Here is a 17,974-nt window from a genome sequence, read left to right as displayed (position 1 = left end):
ACACCCACCCGGGATCGACATCCCCGGCAAATTCTTGGTTCAGAGTTCGCGGAGGCGCCCGGCGAGGTAGCGGCGCTCGGCCTCGGTCGGCGCGAGCGTCAGCGCCTCCTCGTACGCCGCCCTGGCCTCGGCGGCGCGGCCGTCGCGGCGGAGCAGGTCGGCGCGGGTCGCGGGCAGCAGGTGGTACCCGTCGAGCCGCCCGGACGCCGTGAGCTCGTCGACCAGCTTCAGCCCGGCCGGGACGCCGTCCGCCATCGCGACCGCGACGGCGCGGTTGAGGTCCACGACCGGGGACGGCGCCACCCGGCCAAGCTCGGCGTACAGGGTCGCGATCTGCGGCCAGTCCGTGCTCGCCGCGTCGGGCGCGGTGGCGTGGCAGGCGGCGATGGCGGCCTGGAGCTGGTAGGGCCCGGCACGCCGCATGGCCAGCGCCCGGTCCAGCGTCGCGACGCCCTCGGCGATCAGTTCGCGGTCCCAGCGGGACCGGTCCTGGTTCTCCAGCGTGACCAGCACGCCGTTGTCGTCCTTGCGGGTCGCGCGCCGGGCCTCGTGCAGCAGCGTCAGGGCGAGCAGCCCGCGCGGCTCCGGCTCGCCTGGCATCAGCCGGACGAGGACCCTGGTCAGGCGGATGGCCTCGGCCGTCAGCGCCCGGCGCTCGTCCTCCTCGTCGTAGCCCTCGTTGAAGATCAGGTAGAGCACCGCCAGGACGGCCGCGAGCCGCTGCGGAAGGAGATCGGCGGGCGGAACCCGGTACGGGATCCCGGCGTTCTGGATCTTGCGCTTCGCCCGGACGAGCCGCTGCGCCATCGTCGGCTCGGCGGTCAGGAAGGCCCTGGCGATCTCGGCGGTGCTCAGCCCGGCCAGCGTGCGCAGGGTGAGCGCCACGCGTGCGGGGAACGGCAGCGCCGGATGGCAGCAGGTGAAGATCAGCCGCAGCCGCTCGTCGGGGATGTCCTCCGCGGGAGCCCGATCCGGCTCGCGGGCCAGCACGGCGAGTTGCCGCAACTTGGCCGCGCCCGCCGCGTCCCGCCGCAACCGATCGATCGCCCGGTTGCGGGCCGCCGTCGTCAGCCACGCCCCCGGACGGTGCGGGACGCCGTCGCGCGGCCAGCTCGCCAGCGCGAGAGCGAACGCGTCCTGCGCGCAGTCTTCGGCCAGATCCCAGTCGCCGGTCATGCCGATCAGCGTCGCGACGACCTGGCCCCACTCGTCCCGGTAGGCCGCGTCGACCGCGTCCCGGACGGAGTCGCCCGGCGTCGTCATTCCCAGACGGGACGGATCTCCACGCCGCCCCGGCGCGCGTAGGGATGCCCGGCCGCGATCTCGATGGCCTCGTCCAGGTTCGCGCAGTCCACGATCACGACACCGCCGACGAAGTCCTTCGTCTCGGCGAACGGCCCGTCCGACACGAGGGTCTCCCCCTCACGAACGGTGACCGTGGTCGCGTCCACCACCGGACGCAACCGCATGCCGACGATCTCCGCCCCGCGCCGCTCCAAGTCGGCCTCCCACGCCTGGTGCACCGGATCGGCGGCCATCTCTTCGTTGCTCGGCGCGTCCGTCTCGTCATCGCAGATCAGCAGCACATACCTCATCCCCCCGATTCTGCCCGACCCCCCGTCGGCCCGTCGGCGCTACGTGAGGGTCTTGGACATGTGGACGACGTTGCGGCCGCCGATGTCCTCGCGGCCGGTCTCGTGGTAGCCGAGGCGGGTGTACAGCGCGATGTTCCGGGCCATCAGCTCGTTGGTGTAGAGGCGCAGGCGCGGGAGGGCCAGCGCGCGGGCGTGGTCCTCGGCGAAGGACAGCAGGGCGCGGCCGATGCCCTGGCCGTGGCGGTCGGGGGCGACGGCCACGTTCTCGATCAGGAGCACGCCGTCCTCGGGGATGAGGACGATCAGCCCGTCCGGGCCGTCGCCGGTCACGAACACGTGCCCGGCCTCGATGAACGCGGCGTAGTCGGCGTCCATGGGGATCGGGCGGGCGCCGATGAGCTCCGCCCACGGGGTGTAGGCGGCTTCGACGATCTCCTCGATGCGCGGCCGGTCGGCCGCGACGGCCGGTCTGATCATCGCTCAGCCGGTGTTCTGGAGGCCGGCGGCGACGCCGTTGACGGACAGGAGGAGCAGGGCCTCCAGGTGGGCGCGTTCCTCGTCGTTCGCGACGCCCTGGCGGAGGGCCTTGAGGGCGCGGAGTTGCAGGTGGGAGAGGGCGTCCACGTAGGGGTTGCGGAGTTCCACGGCTCTGGAGAGGACGCGGCGGTTCTCCAGGAGGCGCTCGTGGCCCGTGACCGCCAGGACCAGGCGGCGGGTGCGGTCGTATTCGGTGAGGACGGTCTCGGTGAGTTCGGGACGTTCGCCTAGGGCGAGGTAGCGCTCGGCTATTGCGCGGTCTGATTTGGCCAAGCTCATCTCGGCGTTGTCGAGGAGGGTGTTGAACAGCGGCCACGCCTCGTAGGCGTCGCGGAGTTCGGTGAGGTCGCGGCCGTCGTCGGAGACGGCGGCGAGGCCGCTGCCCAGGCCGTACCAGCCGGGGAGGTTGACGCGGGTCTGCGTCCAGGCGAACACCCACGGGATGGCGCGCAGGTCCTCCAGGCCGCGGGCGGCCTTGCGGCGGGCCGGACGGGAGCCGATGCGCAGTTCGGCGATCTCCTCCAGGGGGCTGACGCGGGCGAACCACGCGGCGAAGCCGTCGGTCTCGATCAGGGAGCGGAACGCCGTCTGCGCGGCTTCGCTGATCTTGTCCGCCAGGGGGCGGAAGCGGGCGGCGGCCTCGCGGGCCCGGTCCTGGACGGCGTCCGTCGAGGCCAGCAGGACGGCGCTGGTCACCTGCTCGACATGCCGCTTGGCGATCTCGCCGTGGCCGTAGCGGGCGAAGATGACCTCGCCCTGCTCGGTGACCTTGAACCGGCCCGCGACCGAGCCGGGGGCCTGGGCGAGGATGGCGCGGTTGGCGGGGCCGCCGCCGCGGCCGAGCGAGCCGCCGCGGCCGTGGAACAGGGTGAGCGCGATGTCGTTGCGCGCCGCCCACGCGGCCAGGGCCTCCTGCGTGTCGTAAAGGCGGAGCGTGGCGCTGGTGGGGCCTAGCTGCTTCGCTGAGTCGGAGTAGCCGAGCATGACCTCCAGGCGGCGGCCGGTCTCGTCCAGGCGGTGGTGGACGGCCGGGATCTTCAACATGCCGTCCAGGACGGCGGGGGCGCGCTCCAGGTCCTCGCCCGTCTCGAACAGGGGGATGACGTCGAGGACGGGCGCGCCGTCGCCGAGCGAGGCGGCGAGCGCGTGCACGTTGGCGATGTCGTCGGCGGAACGCGTGAACGAGACGATGTAGCGGTGGCAGGCGCGGACGCCGAAGCGCCGCTGGATCCACGCCACGACGCGGAGCGTCTCCAGGATCTCCTCGGTCATCTCCGAGAGCGGGCCGCCCGCGGCGACCTCCTTCAGGGCCTGCTCGTGGAGCTCGGAGTGCTGGCGGATCTCCAGTTCGGCCAGGTGGAAGCCGAACGTCTCGACCTGCCAGATCAGGTGCTGGACGCGTCCGTACGCCTGCCGGGGCGCCCCCGCGCCCGCGAGGGACTCCTGGACGGTGCGCAGATCGGCGAGGAGGTCGTCCGCGGACGCGTAGGCCAGGTCGGCGTCGCGCTCGCGGGTCGCGGCGATGCGGGCCGCCGCGTGGAGGAGGAACTGGCGGTGCGGCTCGCCGGGCGACCGCTTGGCGATCTCGCCGATCAGCCCGGGTTGCGCGGTGCGGGCGGCGGCGAGCGCGTCGCGGAGGTCCGCCGAGGCGGGCGTGGTGTCCTCGTGGACGGTCAGCTCCCGGCCGACCCGCGCGCACGCCGCCTCCAGCGCCCGCAGGACGTGATCGGCCTGGATCATGACCGCGTCCCGGGTGACCTGCGCGGTGACGTACGGGTTGCCGTCGCGGTCGCCGCCGATCCAGCTGCCGAACCGCAGGTACGGGCGGGCCTTCGGCGGACGGGCGCCGGAGTTCCCGAGGGCGCGGTCCAGCGCCCGGTAGACGTGCGGGACGGCCCGGAAGATCGTCTCGTCGAACGCGGCCATCGCGGTGCGGACCTCGTCCAGCGGGTCCATCTGGGCGGCGCGGCGCAGCGCCGTCCGCCAGAGCAGGTCGATCTCCTCGCGGAGGCTCCGCTCGATCTCCTCGCGCTCGGTGGCGCCGGGGGCGCCGTTCAGCCGCGCCATCAGGTCGCTGATCCGCTGGATGGCGGTGACGACGGCGCGGCGGCGGGCCTCGGTCGGGTGGGCGGTGAAGACGGGACGGAACTCCAGGCCGTCGACGACGGCGTCCAGACGGCCGTCACCGGTGGCCCTGATCTGCTGGACGGCCGCCGCCACCGACCCCGGGACGGTGTCGCCGGTGTCGCGGTCCCGGAGCGTCCGGATGCGGTGGTGCTCCTCCGCCAGGTTCGTCAGGTGGAAGTAGACGGTGAACGCGCGGGCGACCTGTTCGGCACGTTCCAGCGTCCAGCCGTCCACGAGGGACGCGACCTCCCCGCCGCCGATCTCGCCGCGGCGGGCCGCGATCACCGCGTGCCGGAGCCGTTCGACGTCGTCCAGCAGGTCCTGTCCGCCGTACTCCACCAGGCCGTCGCCGAGCATCGCGCCGAGCAGGCGGACGTCGCGGCGGAGCGGTTCGGGCATGTCCTGCCGAAACGTGTCGCGTGTCTTCGTGGCCACCCGCCCAAGCGTAACGACTCCCCCGGCCGCATCCCCGCCGGTGGGAGGTCGTTACCCTGGCGCGCATGGCCACGGAAGCCCCTGAACCCCCGGTCGGGTACGACGTCCACACCACGGCCGGAAAGATCGCCGACCTGGAGCGGCGCCGGTACGAGGCGGTGCACGCCGGATCGGCGCGCGCGGTCGAGAAGCAGCACGCCAAGGGCAAGATGACGGCCCGGGAGCGGATCGACGCGCTGCTCGACCCGGGGTCGTTCGTCGAGTTCGACGAGCTGGCGCGGCACCGGTCCACGAACTTCGGGATGGAGAAGAGCCGGCCCTACGGCGACGGCGTCGTCACCGGCTACGGCACCGTCGACGGACGCCCGATCGCCGTGTTCAGCCAGGACTTCACCGTCTCCGGCGGCTCCCTCGGCGAGGTGTTCGGCGAGAAGATCTGCAAGGTCATGGACCACGCGATCACGACGGGCTGCCCCGTCGTCGGGATCAACGACTCCGGCGGCGCGCGGATCCAGGAGGGCGTCGTCGCGCTCGGCCTGTACGCGGAGATCTTCAAGCGGAACGTGCACGCGTCCGGGGTGATCCCGCAGATCTCGCTGGTCATGGGGCCGTGCGCGGGCGGCGCCGTGTACTCCCCGGCGATCACCGACTTCATCGTCATGGTCGACCAGACGTCCCACATGTTCATCACCGGGCCCGACGTGATCAAGACGGTCACCGGCGAAGAGGTCACGATGGAGGAGCTGGGCGGGGCGCACTCGCACAACTCCAAGTCGGGCGTGGCGCACTACCAGGGGTCGGACGAGGACGACGCGATCGAGTACGTCAAGGCCTTGCTGTCCTACCTGCCGTCCAACAACCTCTCGGACGCGCCCGCGTTCCCGGCCGACGTCGACCCGTCGGAGCTGGACGAGGAGCTCGACGCCCTCGTCCCCGACTCGCCGAACCAGCCGTACGACATGCACACCGCGATCGAGCACGTCCTGGACGACGGCGAGTTCCTCGAAGTGCAGGAGCAGTTCGCGCCGAACATCATCGTCGGGTTCGGGCGGGTCGAGGGCCATTCGGTGGGCATCGTCGCGAACCAGCCGATGCAGTTCGCCGGGACGCTCGACATCGCCGCGTCCGAGAAGGCGGCCAGGTTCGTCCGGACGTGCGACGCGTTCAACGTCCCGGTGCTGACGTTCGTGGACGTCCCCGGCTTCCTGCCCGGCACCGACCAGGAGTGGAACGGGATCATCCGGCGCGGCGCGAAGCTGCTGTACGCGTACGCGGAGGCGACCGTCCCGCTGGTCACGGTGATCACGCGGAAGGCGTACGGCGGCGCGTACGACGTCATGGGGTCCAAGCACCTCGGCGCGGACGTCAACCTGGCGTGGCCGACCGCGCAGATCGCGGTGATGGGCGCGCAGGGCGCGGTGAACATCCTGTACCGGCGGGAGCTGGCCGCAGCCGGGGACCCGGACGCCCGCCGCGCGGAGCTGATCACCGAGTACGAGGACACGCTCGCCAACCCCTACATCGCGGCGGAGCGCGGCTATATCGACAACGTGATCAAGCCGTCCGAGACGCGCGGGCAGGTGGTGCGGGCGCTGCGCGCACTGCGGGAGAAGCGCAAGACGCTGCCGCCCAAGAAGCATGGGAACATCCCGCTCTAGACCGAACCTCCCAGGGAGATCTGGTGACCGCTCAGGGCAAGCCCTTCCTCCAGGTCGTCCGCGGCGACGCGGGGCCGGAGGAGATCGCGGCCCTCGTGGCCGTGCTGACCGCCCGCGCGCAGGCCGCCGCGGCGCGGAACGGCGGCGCGGCGGAGGGCGCGGCGCGCCCGTCCCGGTGGGCCGACAGGTCCCGGCTCGTGCGCGACACGTTCGCGGCGGAGCCGCGCCCGCGCGGCCCCGGGGCGTGGCGGGCCAGCGCCCTGTCCCGGTGACGGACGAGTGATGACGAGGTGACGGACAAGCGCGGTTCGCGCCCAGCGACGGCCCGTCACGAATAAGGTGGAAGGCCATGGCCACCTCGGAGTTCGTCCCACAGCCCGCGCGGTACGCGATTTTCGTCGACGCGGGGTACCTCTACGCGGCCTCCGGTGCGCTGCTGCTGAGTTGCGGTTCGAGGCGTGAGTACCGGGTCGCCGCCGAAAAGCTGATCAAGGCGTTGACCGACCATGCCGACGAGCAGCGCCGCGGCGAGCTGCTGCGGGTGTACTGGTTCGACGCCGCGCCGAAGCGGCAGCCGACGGTCGATCAGCGCGTCATCGCGAACCTGCCGCTGGTGAAGCTGCGGCTCGGAAATTTGAACGCGCAGGGCCAGCAGAAGGGCGTGGACGCCCAGCTCCGCGCCGACCTCGAGGCCCTCGCCCGGCATCGCGCGATCACCGACGCGGTGCTGCTGGCGGGCGACGAGGACATGCTGCCCGCCGTGGAGGCGGCGCAGCGCTACGGCGTCCGCGTCCACTTGTGGGGCGTCGAGCCGACGCACGGGTCGAACCAGGCCGAGTGGCTGGTGTGGGAGTCCGACACGGTCGAGGTGCTGCCGGCCGATTTCCTGCGCCCCTATTTCACGAAGGCGAAGCTGCTGCCCCCGCCCGCGCCGGGCACCGCCGCGGCCGTCCGGGACGCCGCGGCCGCCGCTGCCGCCGCGAAGGGGACGAGCCCCGTCCCGTCGCCGTCGCAGGTGTTCGCGGGACGTCCCCCGGCGGTCAAGCCGGTGCCGGCGAGCGTCCGCACCAGCGTCCCGGTCCCGGCGGGCGCGACGCCCGCGACGGTGGCCGCGTCGATGAACAACGCCGCCGCCGCGGCCGCGGACGGCAAGCTCGGCCCCGAGCGCGACCACATGCTGGAGATCGGCGAGCACGTCGCGCAGAAGTGGATCTTCGAGCGGGGCCGGGACAACATCCGCGACCTGCTCCCCGGCCCGATCCTGCCGCCCGTCATCGACAAGGAACTGCTGATCGAGGCCGAAAAGGAGCTCGGCGGTTCGCTCCGTCCGTACCAGGAGGCCCGCACCTGGCTGCGGGACGGCTTCTGGGAGCGCGTCTACCGCGAGTTCGGCATCGGAATCGGCAAGTCCGACTAGCGTTCCCCTCGTGCCGGCAGCGAACGCGAACACGTTTTGCAATTAGTCGGACACTCGGAGTCGTCGCTCGGTATGGTCCCCGCGGTGATGGGGGGAGACCGCGCATGGGAGCTCACGAGGGACGATCACGCGCCGCCGCGTTCCCGCTCGCCGCGGCCCTCGCGCTGACCGGCGGCGTGCTCGCCGGGTGCGAGTCGCCCGTCCCGTTCTACCGGCCCGGGGAGGGATCCCCGGACGGCCCGGTGGTCGGGCTCGGCGGGCCGGCGCCGTATTCGAGCATCCGCCCGGGGACGGGCCCGTCCGCGCCGCAGCCCGATCCGCCGGGCGGCGGCGCGCCCGCGAGCGGACGCGTCTACGCCGCCACCGGTCCCGGCATGATCGCGCCGAACGCGCAGGGGATGCCGGCGCGGCTGTACGTCGCGAACGGGCAGGCCGTCGACGTCCTCGACCCGGTCACGCTCCGCCTCGCCGGGCGTCTCCACACGGGGGCGGCGGCGTCGCGGGTGGTGCCGTCCTGGGACCTGCGGCGCCTGTGGGCCGCCGGCCGCGCGAACGGCGTCCTCGTCTCGGTCGGGCCGCGCACCGGCAGGCTGGGCCTGCCGGTCAACGTGCCAGGCGCCGGCGGGCTGTATTTCACGCCGGACGGGCGGGACGCGCTGCTCCTCGCCCGCGGGCCGCGCCGCATCGACGTCCGCGACCCGCAGACGATGCTGCTAAAGGCGTCGGTGCCGATGCCGTGCACCGCCGGGCACGCCGACTTCACCCTGGACGGGGCGTCGCTCGTCACGACCTGCCGGTCAGCAGGCGGGATCGCCCGCGTGCACCTCGCGAGCCGCGCCATCACCGGGACGATCCGGCTGCCGGCCGGGGCGCGCCCCGGCGACCTGCGGCTGTCGCCGAACGGCGCCGTGTTCTACGTGGCGGACGCCGCCAACGGCGGGGTGTGGCTGGTGGACGCCCGCCGGTTCGCCCTGCTGGGGTTCGTCCCGACCGCGCCGGGCGCGCGCGGCCTGGCGATCAGCCGGGACGCGCGCCGGCTGTTCGTCGCCGGCGGCGGCGTCCTCGCCGCGATCGACTTCGCGACCCGGCACGTCACGGCCCGGTGGCCGCTGCCGGGCGGCGGCTCCCCCGCGCTCGGCGGGGTGTCGTCGGACGGGACGGCGCTATGGCTCGCCGACCCGACGGGCCTCGTCTACGCCGTGGACACCCGGACGGGGCACGTCCTGCGGAAGGTCATGGTCGAGGGGCGTCCGGCGGGGCTGACCGTCCACCCGCAGCCGGGCCGGTACTCGCTGGGCGGCACCGGGCTGTACCGCTGACCTGGGACGCGGGTCAGCGGGAGCCGACGCCGTGCCAGTCGGGGAGGAGTTCCTCCATGAGCGCCTCCGTCTGGGGCTGGAGCCGGTCGTAGACCGGGTCGCGGGCGATGCGGCCGCGCAGCTCGTCCACGACGACCTGCACCTGCGCGACGTCGCCGGTGGCGTGGGTCGCGCGGAGCAGGTCGCGCCACAGGCCCTCGTCCTCGGGCGCGAGCCGCAGCCCGGCCCGCGCCGCGCCGACCGCACCGCGCGCGTCGCCCTCGTCCAGCCGCAGCACGACGAGCCGGTGCGCGACGTCGATGACCCGCGCGGACGACTCGTACTCCAGGTCGTGGTCGGCGAGCCACGCGTACCGGCCGCGCGGCCGCCCGGCGAGCAGCGGGCCGCGGACGAGGTCCAGCGCGTACGCCATGTAGGCGGTCTCGGACGCGGGCTCCGCCGCCGACCGCCACACCAGCCAGCGGAACACGGCCAGGTCGACGCGCACCTCCGAGCCGAGCCTGATCCGGCCGCGGTCGTCGTAGTACAGGTTCGGGCGGCCGCGCGCGTCCCGGCCGAGCCAGTCCGACACCCGCGCCACGGACGCGTCGCGGACGGCCGCGCTCACCCCGCGCGGCCAGATCGCCCCGGACAGCACCGTCGGGTGGACGCCCTCCGGATGCGCCGCCAGGTAGACGAGCAGCTCGGTGCAGAGTTCGCGGCGGCTCTCGTCCATCGGGCCCGGCGCCTCGACCTCGATCGGGCCGAGCAGCCGGATCTCGACCGACGACTGCTGCGCGGTCGGCGGCTCCGCGCCGCCGGCCAGGCCCGGCAGCTCGACGGAGTCGAGCCGGTTCGCGGCCCGGAACAGCTGGAACACGCGGCGGTAGGCGTCGTCGGGGACGAGCTGCGCGTCGACGTCGAAGCCGAGCACGCCGGCCTGGAGGCGTCCGGCGGCGTCGACGTCCCACGTCCAGGTGGCGCCCTGCACGTCGCCGGGGACGAGGTACCCGGCGGCCATCCGGGTGCCGGTGCGGGCGAGCGCGACGAGCCGGTCCGCGTCCCGCTCCGAAGGCCGGTCCGCCATGATCAGGTAGTGCGGCATCCACGCCTCGCCGAACACGCCGCGGCAGCGTCCGGTGAGGACCGAGTCGACCCCGGACGCGGCGAGCGCCTGCCGGACCTCCTCGCTGCGTCCCTCCAGCTCGGGCAGCGCGTCCGCGAGCGTCGGGACGGACCGCACCCGGTCCGGCGCGATCTCCGCCAGCCCCTCGCCCAGCTCGCCGTCGAACCCGACGAGCGTGATCCGCATGTGGTCGGACCAGCGGTTGGTGGCCAGCTCGATCGCGATCGCCGACAGCGCCGCCCGCCGGACGTCCTCGGGCCCGCGCAGCGCGATCAGCCCGTGCGCGGCCTCCAGGTCGACGAGGATGCGGCCGCTGTCGTTGGTGCCGATCGAGACCAGGCCGGGGTACGGGGCGAGGACGTCGCCGAGGTCGGACGCCTCAAGTCCGGCGAGCGCGTCGCCGTGCAGCCGCCACACCTGGCCGTCGTCGAACGCCTGCCAGGGGGCGGGCGGGTTCCGGTCGGCGGGCGCGATCCACAGGTCGAGGCTCTGGGAGCCGCCGATGTGGACGCCGTACACGGTCGGCAGCGCCCGGCCGCCCGCCGCCATCGACTTCGACAGGTGCCGCAGCCCGAGGTCGAGGAGCCGGGTCGCCTCGTCGTCGGCGCCGAGCCGCAGCGCCCGCTCCGCGTCCGCGGCCTCGCCCTCCGGCCGGACGATCATGTGCCCGGACGCGCGGTTCCACATCTGGGCGCGGCGGCGCCGTCCGAGCACGCCGAGCAGCCCGGCGGCGAGCAGCGACGCCGCCGCGAGCCCGTGCGGCCAGCCGACGTCGAACCGTCCGCCGGACTCTTCTTCCTGGTCAGACCCCTGACCGGGCACCGACGCACCGCCGCTGCCGGCCGCGCCGTCCATCTCCCCGGACGGCCCCGACGGCTGCGACGCCGGAGGCTGCGAGGCCGGCGGCTGTGATGCCGGCGGCTGTGATGCCGGAGGCTGGGAGGCAGGTGGCTGCGACGCCGGAGGCTGGGTTGCCGGAGGTTGGGACGTCGGCGGCTTCGCGGTCGACGGCGGCGGGGCGGGCTGTTGCGGCTTCGGGTCGGGTGCCGGGGTGGTCGGGGCCGACTCGCGCGGCTGCTCCGGCTGGACGGGCTGCTCCGGCTGTACGGGCTGCTCCGGCTTGGCGGGCCGCTCCGGCTTCTCGGGCTTGTCGGGGACGGCGTGGCCGTACCGGTAGTAGTCCTTGAGGTCCCTGGCGGGGATGACCTTGGCGCCCTTGGCGTCCGCGGGCATCTCCAGGACCCAGCCCGGACGGATCAGGCTGGCGATGGTGAGCCGCGTCCCGTCCGGCTGGATGTGGTTCTTGTTGAGCGCGAAGATCTCCTTGTACCGGCGTCCCTCGCCCAGGCACTTCTCGGCGATCTCCCAGAGGCTCTCGTGGTGGCGTCCCTCCGGCGGCTGCACCCGGTAGATCTTGGTCGTGGCCGACTCGTCGATCAGGTTCTCGGTGACGGACGTCTCCGCCGGGGCGGTGAGGTTCGTGCTCTGCGGCACGGCCGGGGGCGGCTGGAACTCCTGCGCCTGCGTCTGCGCCGGGGGCCGCTGCGACAGGCCGCCGCCGCCCGTGAACGCGGGCACGATCACCGACGTCGCGGAGAACAGCAGCAGCGCGGCGACGACGAGGCGGTGCACCAGCGACTGCGTCCCGCCCGCCAGCGGCACCCGCGCCGGGACGCCGACGCCGCGGACGCCCGCGTACACCTCGACGACCACGCACGCCGCGAGCTGGATCCACGCGAGCCACACCAGCGCGACCAGGATGCCGATCAGCGCGCCGGGGCCCACCCGGTTCGTCAGGTCGGACGCGGCCGGCATGTCGTCCGGCAGCGGCGACCCGAACAGGATCAGCAGCGCGGCCGGGACGCCCGCCATCAGCACCGTCAGCGCGACGAGCGCGCAGACCCCCGCCAGAACATCGCCCGCACTGCGCCGCCGGACCTGGACCGGTGGCCGCCGCCCTTGTCCTGTCACCATCGCGTCCCTGCCATTCGCCGGTCGCCGCCTGCCGTGCGTTTGGACGTCGCACTCATCGTAGGACTGTTTCGGCCGCGGCTCACGGGTCGATTCCTCCCGCGTCGGGGCCTCCCGTGACGGGATGCGCGGTCGCGCCCGACGTCATCTGGAACTCGCTGAAGCCGGGGATGATCCCGAGCAGCTGCGGCCGGACGGTGATCTGCACGGTCACGGCCACCTCCTCCTCGTCGGCGTCGCACTGGGAGGCGGTGACCTGGTCGCGGTAGGCGGCGAGCAGGTCGCACGCGGCGGCGCGGGCGCGGCCGGGATCGAGGACGGGCTCGCCCGTCCGCCGGAGCTCGTCGGTGTCGATCTGGTTGGCGCCCGCGCGGGCCGCCTGCTCGGCCATGTCCGCGGCGCGCTGCCGCGCGTGGATGGCGAGGCCACCGTCCACCAGCAGCCCGGCCAGGAGGAGGACGATGGGCGTGAACAGGACGGTGTAGAGGGCGATCGTCCCCCGGTCCCGTCCGAGGCGGCTGATGCGCGCGGTGAGCCGTTTCATTCGCCGTCTCCGGTGTCGGTGCCCCGGAACGTGAACGTGTCGATGGGGGCGATCGCCTCGCCCTGGAGGCGCTTGGTGCCGGGCAGCCCGATGAAGGACAGGTCGCCGAGGTCGACGTCGCAGGTGATCGTCACGCCGACGCGGCCGCCGGGCCGCCAGTCGGACACGTCGGTCACCACGCTCGGCCCGCCCGCGCACCACTTGTTGTTCCTGAGCCCGGCGGCGGCGGTGTCGGCGGCGAAGGCCTGCGCGGACGGGGCGCTGCGGGCGATGGACGCCGCGCGCACCGCGTCCCGGGCGGCGCCGTCCACCTGGCTCTGCGCGTCCACCATCCGGCCGGCCGCGGCGAGGAAGAGCAGGAACGCGACGAAGATGGGCGTGACCAGCACCATCTCCAGGGACATCGATCCGCGGTCCGGGAGTCTCACGGCCCGGCCCCCCGCTCGCAGGCGGTGCCGTCGCCGACGTCCGGGCGGAAGCATTCGATCGGCCCCTGGGAGCGCTGCGAGACGTGGAACTTCATGAACGGGATGACGGACACCGCGGTCCCGCTGACCTCGACCCAGCGTTCGTCCCCGGCCTCGCCCGTCCGGACGTCGAGGCCGTCCAGCAGCTCGGGGCCGATGGCGCGCGCGTCGCCGGCGGCCTTCGCGGCGGCGGCGCCCTCCCAGCCGCCGCCGACGGGCGAGGTCCGCGCGACGCGGGCGCCCGACTGCGCCGCCGCGAGCGCGACGTGGCGGGCGTGGAACACCATCGCGAACTGCACGACGACGAGCATCAGCAGGATGAGGACGGGAGTGAGCAGCGCCCATTCCATCGACGACACCCCGGCGTCCGAGCGGAGGCTCAGCCGGTGTTGATGGTGTTGGCCTTGTCCGTGACCTTCTTGGTGATGACCGCTCCGATCGTGATGGCGAGCAGCGCCAGGATCGCGGTGATGATCGCCCACTCGATGGCGGACGCGCCCTTGCTGCGCTCCTCCTCGGAGCGGAGCCGGGCGAGGCGTGCGCTCGCCACGGCGCGCAGATAGGCGACGAACGGATCGTTGAACGGGTTGTGCTGACTCATCGGGGCACCTCCAGTGGGCCGTCTCGGCGGTGTCGGCAGCGGGTTCGGGGACGGTGTCGGGCGCGGGCGGCGTCATGAGGCGAGCACCCGGATCAGGGCCGGGTAGGCCAGGAAGATCAGGAATCCGGCGCACAGGAACAGCTGCGCGACCAGCATCGACTGGGAGCGCTCGCCCGCCTTGCCCTCCAGCTCGGACAGCTCGCGGCTGCGCATCGACGCGGCGCGGGCGGAGAGGGACTTGCGGATCTGCGCGCCGTCGTCGGCGACGAGCGCGAGCGCGCCCGCGAGGTCGCGCAGCTCGGAGATGTCGAGCTCCTCGCCGAGCCGGCCGAGCGACTGCCACGGCGTCTGCCCGGTGATGCGGGCGTTGGCCAGGGCGTCGCGGATGCGGTGCATCGCCCAGCCCTCCCCGACGTTCGACGCGGTCATCAGCGCCTCGGGGACGCCGCGTCCGCCCGCCAGGTTCATCGAGACGAGGTCGAGGAACGCGCCGACGACGTGCCGGAAGTCCTGCCTGCGGGCCTGCGCCTCCTGCCGGAGCTGCAGGTCGGGAAAGAAGAAGAAGATCGCGGCGAACAGCACGCAGATCCAGACCGGGACGGCGACGGACGAGCCGAGCCCGAGCAGCGTGAAGTACGCGACGATCAGCGGGACGAACAGCAGCGCGGCGGCGGGCAGCAGGAACTTCGTCGCGAGGAACCCCTCCAGGGACCGCTCGGTGATGGCGAGGTCGGCGCGGACGGACCGCAGCCGCCAGCCGCGCGCCTCGCAGACCCGGGCCAGCTCCCGGCCGAGCCTGGCGCGGACGCCGCCGACCTTCTCCAGCGTCGGGGAGAGCCGTCCGGCCTGCTGCTCCTCCAGGTCGCGGCGGCGGCGGGTGGCGTCGAGCGCGGCCATCCGGGCGGCGAGTCCTGGACGCTGCGGGAACAGCGCCCGGACGAGGACGTACAGGCCGAGTCCGACGACCGCGCCCGCGATCATCGCGGCGTTCAGGCCGTTCACGGGGCGCCACCGCCGCCCGCATCCATGGTGTGCCGTCCCCGGAGCGGAAGCTCCTGCGAGCCGCCGGAACCGTCGCCCTGCCAGCCCGCGACCGTGCTCGGCACCTCGCCAGGAACGCCCGGCTGGACGGCCTTGCGCGGCTCGCTGAGGAACCGTCCCGGCAGCTCGTACTTCGACAGCCGCCGCAGCCACAGGAACGCGGCGCCGTACAGCGCGACGACGACGCACAGGACGAGCTGCCCAACGAAGTCGTCGTACGGCTCGACGTAGGAGTGGTTGAACACGGCGAGGGCCAGGGCCGTCCCGACCGACACGGCGACGACGATCCGGACGCTGCGCCGGGTGGACCGCCGGTCGGCCTCCACGCGGCGGCGCATGTCCAGCTCGGCGCGGGCCGAGTTCGCCAGCGCGCTGAGCATGTCGCGCAGGCCGGGGCCGCGGAGCTTGGAGTTCAGGATCAGCGCGGCGATCACCAGGTCGGCGGACGGGTCGTCCAGGTCGTCGGCGAACCGGCGCAGCGCGTCCGGCATCGGGACGCGGGTGTGCAGCCGGTCGACGAGGTTGCGGAGCGGCTGCTGCAGCGCGGGCGCGGCGGCGCGCTGCGAGGCGGGGATGGCCTGTTCGAGGCCGACGGCCCCGGCGATGGTGTCGCGGAGCGACTCCGTCCAGGCGGCGAGCCCCTCCAGGCGCATCATGGACCTGCGCTCCTCGGCGGCGCCGCCCGCGAGGCCGCTCCAGGCGAGGACGAGCGCGCCCGTCCCGGCGGCGGCGATCGGCCAGCGCGTCACGACCAGCACGGCCATGCCGACGATGACGGCGGCGGCGGTGCGGGTCGTGAACGTCCTGACGAGGTCCTCGCGGCTGCGGCCGCGGGCGGGTCCGGACCGCACCGGCAGCCCGCGCAGCGCGGCGACCAGCAGGATCAGCCCGCCGCCCGCCGCCGCGCCCGCGACGATGGCGAGGAGCACGTCCGGCGCGTACATCACCAGCCTCCGGCGGACGGGTCGTAGCCGTGGTCGGCGAGCTCGGCGATGCACGAGATCGGCGCGGCCGGGACGGCGTACCCGCCGGACCCGAGCGCGAACACCTCCGACGACAGGACGCGCCCGTCCACGCCGACCACCTCGCGGACGCTGGACACGTAGCGGCGCAGCCGCCCGCCGGAGGCGTACTCGTTGCGCTTCTCGATGAACACGACGAAGTCGATCGCGCCCGCGATCAGCATGTGGGTCGCCTCGACCGGCAGCCGCTCGTCCGACTGGATCGCGTAGGTGGCGATGCGGTTGAAGACCTCGACCGAGGAGTTCGCGTGGATCGTCGACAGCGACCCGTCGTTGCCCTGCGACATCGCGTTCAGCATCGTGACGATCTCGTCGCCGAGCACCTCGCCGACGATCACGCGGGACGGGTTCATCCGCAGCGACCGGCGGACCAGCTCCGCCATCGTGATCGCGCCCTGGCCCTCGGAGTTCGGCAGCCGCTGCTCGAACGCGACGCAGTTGGGGTGCAGCTCGGGGAAGGCGTCCAGGCCCAGCTCCAGGGCCCGCTCGACGGTGACGAGCCGCTCGCTCGCCGGGATCTCGTTCGCGACGGCGCGCAGCAGCGTCGTCTTCCCCGCGTTCGTCGCCCCGGCGATCATGATGTTCTTGCGGGCGAGCACGGCGGCGCGGAAGAACAGCCCGATCTCCGGCGAGAACGTGCCGTTGCCGACCAGGTCGGCGAGGAACACCTTGCCGAGGCGGGCGCGCCGGATCGACAGCGCCGGGCGGACGGTCACGTCCATGATCGCGGAGAGCCGGGAGCCGTCCGGGAGCCGCAGGTCGAGCTGCGGGTTCGCGGTGTCGAACGGGCGCGACGACAGCCCGCTGTAGGCGGCCAGGATCTGGATCAGCTCGACCAGTTCCTCGTCGCTCTCCGCGACCGGCTCGCCCATCACCTCGCGGCCGTCGGCGTAGCCGATGAACACGCGGTCGCAGCCGTTGACGTCGATGTTCTCGATCTCGGGGTCTTCCAGGAGGGGCTGGAGCCGGCCGACGCCGAACAGCGCCGCGTGCACCCCGGCGGCGAGCGCCTCCTCCTCTTCGGCGTTCGGCGGGCGCCGCCCGGACGTGATCTCGCCGCGCGCGAACTCCTCCAGCACCTGGCCGATGAGCGCGCGGGCGAACTGCCGCTCGTCCTCCCCGGACATCGGCGGCAGCCCGTTCGCGGCGTCCAGCCTGCGCTGCTGCGCGAGCCGGTCGCCGACCTCCTGCCGGAGGCGCTTGACGAGCCCGTGGTCCATCTACCGCCTCCCTTCCGCAGACGCCGGCGCCTCCACGGGCGGTGGCGCGGGAGCAGGTGGTGATTCGGGCGGGGGCTGGGCGGGCGGCGGCGGCAGCGCGAGCGGGCGGCCGGACGGGATGCGTCCGACGAGGTCGCCCACGACCTCGCGGGCGGAGCGGACCAGCAGCGAGCGGTCCAGGCGCCCGCCCCAGCGGCCGGAGAGCAGCTCGGCGCCCTTCGGGTCGAGGGCCAGGCCGCCGAGGACGGTCACGTCCGCCGGCGGCGGGCCCTGCGCCGGATCGGGGGCGGGGCCGCGGTGCCTGGCGCCCGCGAGGATGCGGTCGACCTCGGCGATCGAGCCGCGGAAGTCGCGCGGGTCGGCGAGGACGAGCACCCCGACGGGCGGGCCGCCGCGCAGCTCCGCCGTCAGCGCCGCGACGCGTTCGCGCAGGTGCGCGACCTGCTCCAGGGTGGCGCGGGTGAGCAGGACGACGAGGTCGGCCTCGCGCAGCAGGCCGAGCAGCGGGGTGTCCGCGCCGAGCCGCCCGCAGTCGGCGATCACGTCGACGGGCGCGAGCCCGGCGAACGCGCGGCCGAGCGGGCTCCACAGCCACGTCATCGCCTGCGCCTGCTCGGAGTTGGTGATCCCGACGAGCACGTCGAGGCCGCCGACGAGCCGCTGGCAGTGCTCGCCGATCTGGTCGGGCCGCAGGCCGCGGCGGGCGGTGGCGGCGAGGCTGAGCAGCCCGCGGGACGGGTTGAGCATGCCCTCGGCGCCTTCGCCGTCCTGCGCCGGGAGCCGGTACACGAGGTCGCCGCCCGCCTGGTCGCACTCCGCGACCAGCACGGGGCGCGGCCACACGGCGCCGAGGGCGACGGCGGCCGTGGTGACGCCCGGCGCCCCCTTGTCGGCAGCGAGCGCGATGAGTGCCAC

17 protein-coding genes are annotated in these 17,974 nt (G+C 74.0%); 4 read left to right on the top strand and 13 right to left on the bottom strand.

The features are described 5' to 3' along the window. Positions 1-39: 39 nt before the first annotated feature. From ACH35V_RS04650 to ACH35V_RS04635, 4 genes are read right to left on the bottom strand one after another with little or no spacing between them, the layout of a single operon-like run. Positions 40-1,263, bottom strand: a complete 1,224-nt coding sequence (locus ACH35V_RS04650) for an RNA polymerase sigma factor (RefSeq protein WP_395970262.1) — start codon at positions 1,261-1,263, stop codon at positions 40-42. After that, positions 1,260-1,595: a YciI family protein gene (locus tag ACH35V_RS04645; protein WP_395970261.1), complete on the bottom strand. Its 336-nt coding sequence runs from the start codon at positions 1,593-1,595 to the stop codon at positions 1,260-1,262. Before ACH35V_RS04645 ends, ACH35V_RS04650 begins: the two co-directional genes overlap by 4 nt. A gap of 39 nt (positions 1,596-1,634) precedes the next feature. Next, on the bottom strand, positions 1,635-2,072 hold the full coding sequence (locus ACH35V_RS04640; protein WP_395970260.1) for a GNAT family N-acetyltransferase: 438 nt from the start codon (positions 2,070-2,072) through the stop codon (positions 1,635-1,637). A 3-nt stretch (positions 2,073-2,075) separates the two neighbouring features. Then, a complete protein-coding gene (locus ACH35V_RS04635; RefSeq protein WP_395971131.1) occupies positions 2,076-4,658 on the bottom strand; it encodes a phosphoenolpyruvate carboxylase in 2,583 nt (860 codons plus the stop codon). Between the two features lie 101 nt (positions 4,659-4,759). Between ACH35V_RS04635 and ACH35V_RS04630 the strand changes: the two genes are divergently transcribed. From ACH35V_RS04630 to ACH35V_RS04615, 4 genes are all read left to right on the top strand, one after another. Beyond that, complete coding sequence (locus ACH35V_RS04630; RefSeq protein ID WP_395970259.1) at positions 4,760-6,352, top strand: acyl-CoA carboxylase subunit beta; 1,593 nt, start codon at positions 4,760-4,762, stop codon at positions 6,350-6,352. 23 nt (positions 6,353-6,375) lie between these two features. Continuing rightward, a complete protein-coding gene (locus ACH35V_RS04625) occupies positions 6,376-6,624 on the top strand; it encodes an acyl-CoA carboxylase subunit epsilon (protein ID WP_395970258.1) in 249 nt (82 codons plus the stop codon). Positions 6,625-6,701: 77 nt separating this feature from the next. Then, a complete protein-coding gene (locus ACH35V_RS04620) occupies positions 6,702-7,769 on the top strand; it encodes an NYN domain-containing protein (RefSeq protein ID WP_395970257.1) in 1,068 nt (355 codons plus the stop codon). Between the two features lie 104 nt (positions 7,770-7,873). After that, positions 7,874-9,088, top strand: coding sequence for a YncE family protein (locus ACH35V_RS04615; RefSeq protein WP_395970256.1), 1,215 nt, complete (start codon positions 7,874-7,876; stop codon positions 9,086-9,088). Between the two features lie 13 nt (positions 9,089-9,101). On the opposite strand, the gene ACH35V_RS04610 is transcribed toward ACH35V_RS04615, so the two are convergent. The 9 genes from ACH35V_RS04610 to ACH35V_RS04570 all read right to left on the bottom strand — a co-directional run bounded on the left by ACH35V_RS04610 (position 9,102) and on the right by ACH35V_RS04570 (position 17,974). After that, complete coding sequence (locus tag ACH35V_RS04610) at positions 9,102-12,167, bottom strand: BTAD domain-containing putative transcriptional regulator (RefSeq protein ID WP_395970255.1); 3,066 nt, start codon at positions 12,165-12,167, stop codon at positions 9,102-9,104. 79 nt (positions 12,168-12,246) lie between these two features. Continuing rightward, entirely contained in the window at positions 12,247-12,708 is a 462-nt protein-coding gene (locus ACH35V_RS04605) for a TadE/TadG family type IV pilus assembly protein (protein ID WP_395970254.1), read from the bottom strand. Beyond that, complete coding sequence (locus ACH35V_RS04600; RefSeq protein ID WP_395970253.1) at positions 12,705-13,136, bottom strand: TadE/TadG family type IV pilus assembly protein; 432 nt, start codon at positions 13,134-13,136, stop codon at positions 12,705-12,707. The genes ACH35V_RS04605 and ACH35V_RS04600 overlap by 4 nt, the downstream gene beginning before the upstream one ends. Beyond that, complete coding sequence (locus tag ACH35V_RS04595; protein WP_395970252.1) at positions 13,133-13,525, bottom strand: TadE/TadG family type IV pilus assembly protein; 393 nt, start codon at positions 13,523-13,525, stop codon at positions 13,133-13,135. Before ACH35V_RS04595 ends, ACH35V_RS04600 begins: the two co-directional genes overlap by 4 nt. Positions 13,526-13,554: 29 nt before the next feature. Next, positions 13,555-13,776 (bottom strand): Flp family type IVb pilin, encoded by a 222-nt coding sequence (locus ACH35V_RS04590; protein ID WP_395970251.1) that lies wholly within the window; start codon positions 13,774-13,776, stop codon positions 13,555-13,557. Positions 13,777-13,848: 72 nt separating this feature from the next. After that, positions 13,849-14,778 carry a type II secretion system F family protein gene (locus ACH35V_RS04585; protein ID WP_395970250.1) on the bottom strand — a complete coding sequence of 310 codons (930 nt, stop codon included), beginning with the start codon at positions 14,776-14,778 and terminating at the stop codon, positions 13,849-13,851. Then, positions 14,775-15,761 carry a type II secretion system F family protein gene (locus ACH35V_RS04580; protein ID WP_395970249.1) on the bottom strand — a complete coding sequence of 329 codons (987 nt, stop codon included), beginning with the start codon at positions 15,759-15,761 and terminating at the stop codon, positions 14,775-14,777. The genes ACH35V_RS04585 and ACH35V_RS04580 overlap by 4 nt, the downstream gene beginning before the upstream one ends. Then, positions 15,761-17,059 (bottom strand): CpaF family protein, encoded by a 1,299-nt coding sequence (locus ACH35V_RS04575; protein ID WP_395970248.1) that lies wholly within the window; start codon positions 17,057-17,059, stop codon positions 15,761-15,763. The genes ACH35V_RS04580 and ACH35V_RS04575 overlap by 1 nt, the downstream gene beginning before the upstream one ends. Continuing rightward, entirely contained in the window at positions 17,060-17,974 is a 915-nt protein-coding gene (locus ACH35V_RS04570) for a hypothetical protein (protein ID WP_395970247.1), read from the bottom strand.

Origin of the sequence: Actinomadura sp. 1N219 (genome assembly GCF_044326405.1) — a bacterium.
In the GTDB taxonomy this organism is placed as follows: domain Bacteria; phylum Actinomycetota; class Actinomycetes; order Streptosporangiales; family Streptosporangiaceae; genus Spirillospora.
Note: the sequence above shows the minus strand (reverse complement) of the source record. Positions and strands in the feature narration are given on the sequence as shown.

Excerpts from the sequence above, each read along its gene's own strand:
- ACH35V_RS04630 (WP_395970259.1), top strand. The coding sequence starts at position 4,760 with ATGGCCACGGAAGCCCCTGAACCCCCGGTCGGGTACGACGTCCACACC.
- ACH35V_RS04575 (WP_395970248.1), bottom strand. The coding sequence starts at position 17,059 with ATGGACCACGGGCTCGTCAAGCGCCTCCGGCAGGAGGTCGGCGACCGG.
- ACH35V_RS04580 (WP_395970249.1), bottom strand. The coding sequence starts at position 15,761 with ATGTACGCGCCGGACGTGCTCCTCGCCATCGTCGCGGGCGCGGCGGCG.
- ACH35V_RS04610 (WP_395970255.1), bottom strand. The coding sequence starts at position 12,167 with ATGGTGACAGGACAAGGGCGGCGGCCACCGGTCCAGGTCCGGCGGCGC.
- ACH35V_RS04635 (WP_395971131.1), bottom strand. The coding sequence starts at position 4,658 with ATGCCCGAACCGCTCCGCCGCGACGTCCGCCTGCTCGGCGCGATGCTC.
- ACH35V_RS04620 (WP_395970257.1), top strand. The coding sequence starts at position 6,702 with ATGGCCACCTCGGAGTTCGTCCCACAGCCCGCGCGGTACGCGATTTTC.
- ACH35V_RS04640 (WP_395970260.1), bottom strand. The coding sequence starts at position 2,072 with ATGATCAGACCGGCCGTCGCGGCCGACCGGCCGCGCATCGAGGAGATC.
- ACH35V_RS04590 (WP_395970251.1), bottom strand. The coding sequence starts at position 13,776 with ATGAGTCAGCACAACCCGTTCAACGATCCGTTCGTCGCCTATCTGCGC.
- ACH35V_RS04605 (WP_395970254.1), bottom strand. The coding sequence starts at position 12,708 with ATGAAACGGCTCACCGCGCGCATCAGCCGCCTCGGACGGGACCGGGGG.
- ACH35V_RS04615 (WP_395970256.1), top strand. The coding sequence starts at position 7,874 with ATGGGAGCTCACGAGGGACGATCACGCGCCGCCGCGTTCCCGCTCGCC.
- ACH35V_RS04645 (WP_395970261.1), bottom strand. The coding sequence starts at position 1,595 with ATGAGGTATGTGCTGCTGATCTGCGATGACGAGACGGACGCGCCGAGC.
- ACH35V_RS04650 (WP_395970262.1), bottom strand. The coding sequence starts at position 1,263 with ATGACGACGCCGGGCGACTCCGTCCGGGACGCGGTCGACGCGGCCTAC.
- ACH35V_RS04595 (WP_395970252.1), bottom strand. The coding sequence starts at position 13,525 with ATGGAATGGGCGCTGCTCACTCCCGTCCTCATCCTGCTGATGCTCGTC.